The 1,002-nt window shown below is 48.6% G+C and carries 1 protein-coding gene; it reads right to left on the bottom strand.

Annotated elements, in window-relative coordinates:
• On the bottom strand, nt 1-1,002 hold a 1,002-nt coding region (locus tag A3729_RS23160; RefSeq protein WP_255376407.1), incomplete at both ends, for a glutamate synthase-related protein.

Below are 1,002 nucleotides of genomic sequence, written 5' to 3'. Positions count from 1 at the left end.
CCTAGCTTAGCCATCCACTCACGCGCTTCTTTCGCAACAAAGCGGAAGAAGTTCATTACCATTTCTACGGTACCGTTGAAGTACTCATCACGAAGTAATTCGTTCTGAGTCGCAACACCCGTCGCACAGTTGTTCAAATGACAAATTCTCAAATAACGACAACCCAAAGCAACCATAGGCGTGGTACCGAAACCAAAACTCTCGGCACCCAGTATCGCCGCTTTAACAACATCCAGACCTGTCTTTAAACCGCCATCGGTTTGCAGACGGACGCTGCCACGCAAGTCATTGCCGCGCAGAGTCTGGTGAGCCTCGCTCAAACCAAGCTCCCAAGGAGAACCCGCATATCGGATAGAGGTTAGCGGACTTGCAGCCGTGCCACCGTCATAACCGGAAACTGTAATCAAATCAGCATAAGCCTTGGCAACACCTGCGGCGATAGTACCAACACCCGGTTCAGATACCAGTTTCACAGAAACCAATGCCTTTGGATTAACTTGCTTCAAATCAAAGATTAGCTGCGCCAAGTCTTCGATAGAATAAATATCGTGATGCGGTGGCGGTGAAATCAAGGTCACACCTGGCACCGAATATCTTAATGTCGCAATCAGGTTATTTACCTTACCACCTGGTAACTGACCACCTTCACCGGGCTTCGCACCTTGGGCAACTTTGATCTGCAAGACATCAGCATTACGCAAGTAGTGTGGCGTTACACCAAATCGGCCTGATGCGATCTGCTTGATCTTGGAACGTTTTTCCGTACCAAATCTCGCTGCATCTTCACCACCCTCGCCAGAGTTAGAGCGGCCACCTAGACGGTTCATTGCAACAGCAAGTGCTTCATGTGCTTCAGGAGACAAAGCTCCCAAAGACATTGCTGCCGAGTCAAAACGAGGGAAGATATTCTCTACCGGCTCTACTTCGTCTAAAGGAATCTCTTTAGCAGAATCACTTAAAGCAAACAAATCCCTTAAGGATGACGCTGGACGTTCATTTACC

This window comes from Oleiphilus sp. HI0043, assembly GCF_001634935.1.
The sequence above is the reverse complement of the archived record's forward strand: the minus strand, read 5'-3'. Positions and strand labels throughout refer to the sequence as shown.